Below are 2,549 nucleotides of genomic sequence, written 5' to 3'. Positions count from 1 at the left end.
AAGACGATGCCGCGCACCACCCCGATAGCTATCCTCTTCCTGCTGGCCGCAGGTCCGGCCCTCGCCCAGGCGCCCGCGCCCGCACCCGCCGCCAATCCGATGGCGCACGACGAGACCCGCGCCGACGCGGAGGCGCGCGCCACCGCGATGCACGCGCGCTTCGATCTCAATCATGACGGGGTCATCACGATGGACGAGTTGGCGACGTTCGCCGCCACGCGTTCGGCGGCCCCCGCCAACGGCAAGCTGCCGCCGGTGCCGCCGATGCTCAAGGCGATGTTCGACGACGGCGATGCCGACAAGGACGGCAAGATCACGCTCGCCGAGGCCAAGGCGGCCGCGTTGCGCGGCTTCGACGAGGCCGACACCAACCATGACGGCATCGTCACCCCCGACGAACGCGTCGCGGCGCGCAACCGCGTGATGCAGGACGGTTCGCCCAAGACCTCGGTCGGCCGCTGATCGGCCTCGCGCGCGCCAAATGATCGCCAGGTGATCGCCACCCCCGCCTGGCCGCCCGCGAGCACGCCGCGCCTCTATGTCGAGACACCGCTGGGCGAGGGTGTGACGCTCGCGCTGGAGGGCGCCCAGGCCAATTATCTCGCCAACGTCCTCCGCGCCAAGCCGGGCGATCCCGTCCGGCTGTTCGACGACCGGAGCGGCGAATGGCTGGCCGAGGTGCGCGCGGCGGGGCGGCGGAGCGTCATGCTGGCGGTGACCTCCAGGCTTTCGGAGCGCGAGCCGGTCCCCGATCTCTGGCTGCTGTTCGCGCCGATCAAGAAAGGCCGCATCGATTGGCTGGTCGAAAAAGCGACCGAGCTCGGCATCGCGCGTCTCCAGCCGGTCATCACCGCGCGCACGATCGTCGATCGCCTCAACCTCGATCGCCTCCGCGCGCACGCGATCGAGGCCGCCGAGCAATGCGACCGCACCGCGCTGCCGACGCTGCACGAGCCGGCCAAGCTTACCGCCCTGCTGCGCGACTGGGACGAATCGCGCGCGCTCCTCTTCGCCGACGAACAGGGCGGCGCACCCTTCGCCGAAGTCGCCATGCCCGGCCCCGCCGCGATCCTCATCGGCCCCGAAGGCGGCTTCACCGATGACGAACGCGTACTGATCCGCGCCCACCCCGCCGCGCGCGCCATCACCCTCGGCCCCCGCATCCTCCGCGCCGATACCGCCGCCGCCGCCGCGATCGCGCTGTGGATGGGAACGGTGGGGGATTGGCGTTGAAGGTCGGATCTTCAGCCTGGCAGTCGACGACGAGAGCTCACCTCCATAATTGCCTGAAGCTATGCGTCGCCGATAGCCCGCGCAAGCCGCTGGCGCAGCTTCCCCTGCCTCGCTAAGGGCGCGGCCATGACGACGCGCTCCGCCGATACCGGCCCCGATCCGCTGATCGAGGGCCGCGAAGACCTGATCGGCGTGTTCGCCAAGGGCGAAAAGCCCAAGGACCGCTGGCGGATCGGCACCGAGCATGAGAAGTTCGTCTACCGCCTCGACGATCATCGCGCGCCTTCCTACGAGGAGAAGGGCGGCATCCATTCGCTGCTGATCGGCATGACCAAGTTCGGCTGGGAGCCGGTCTACGAGGGCGAGAACATCATCGCGCTCTCCGGCCCCGATGGGGCGATCAGCCTGGAGCCCGCCGGCCAGTTCGAGCTGTCCGGCGCGCCGCTCGACAATCTCCACGAAACCTGCGCCGAGACCGGCCGCCATCTCGCGCAGATCAAGGAGATCGGCGACAGGCTCGGGATCGGCTTCCTCGGGCTCGGCTTCTGGCCGGACAAGACGCGCGCCGCGCTACCGATCATGCCCAAGGGCCGCTACGCGATCATGCTGCGCCACATGCCGCGCGTCGGCGATCTCGGGCTCGATATGATGCTGCGCACCTGCACCATCCAGACCAACCTCGATTATTCGAGCGAGGCGGATATGGTGAAGAAGTTCCGCGTCAGCCTCGCGCTGCAGCCGCTCGCCACCGCTCTGTTCGCCAACTCGCCGTTCAAGGAAGGCAAGCCTAACGGCTTCCTCTCCTATCGCAGCCACATCTGGACCGATACCGATCCGCACCGCACCGGCATGCTGCCCTTCGTGTTCGAGGATGGCTTCGGCTACGAACGCTATGCCGATTACATGCTGAACGTGCCGATGTATTTCGCGTTTCGCGACGGCGGCTACGTCGATGCCTCGGGCCTCGACTTCCGCGACTTTCTCGACGGCAAGCTCCCGGTACTGCCCGGCGAACGTCCCCGCATCGCCGATTGGGTCGATCATCTCTCGACCGCTTTCCCCGAGGTGCGGCTCAAGAGCTTCCTCGAGATGCGCGGCGCCGATGGCGGCCCGCGCAGCCAGATCTGCGCGCTGCCCGCCTTCTGGGTCGGGCTGCTCTACGACGATCAGGCGCTCGATGCGGCGTGGGACGAGGTCAAGCATTGGTCGATCGAGGATCACCAGCGCATCCGCGATCAGGTGCCGCGCCTGGCGCTGCGCACCGCCGGGCCGCGCGGGCGCAGCTTTCAGGAGCTCGGCGCGCGCGTGCTCGATAT

Annotated in this window: 3 protein-coding genes; all 3 read left to right on the top strand. The window is 68.6% G+C overall.

The window, feature by feature from the left end:
- A partial coding sequence (locus HUU94_RS11240) for a hypothetical protein (protein WP_217429614.1) occupies nucleotides 1–462 on the top strand: 462 nt, incomplete at its 5' end.
- A 30-nt stretch (nucleotides 463–492) separates the two neighbouring features.
- The gene (locus HUU94_RS11235; RefSeq protein WP_174275165.1) at nucleotides 493–1,233 is read left to right on the top strand and encodes a 16S rRNA (uracil(1498)-N(3))-methyltransferase; all 741 of its coding nucleotides are present in this window, start codon (nucleotides 493–495) and stop codon (nucleotides 1,231–1,233) included.
- A 126-nt stretch (nucleotides 1,234–1,359) separates the two neighbouring features.
- Nucleotides 1,360–2,549, top strand: a 1,190-nt coding sequence (locus tag HUU94_RS11230; RefSeq protein WP_174275164.1) for a glutamate--cysteine ligase, incomplete at its 3' end; no start/stop codon positions are given.

The organism is Sphingomonas bacterium (genome assembly GCF_903644055.1).
GTDB lineage: Bacteria > Pseudomonadota > Alphaproteobacteria > Sphingomonadales > Sphingomonadaceae > Sphingomonas_I.
The sequence above is the reverse complement of the archived record's forward strand: the minus strand, read 5'-3'. Positions and strand labels throughout refer to the sequence as shown.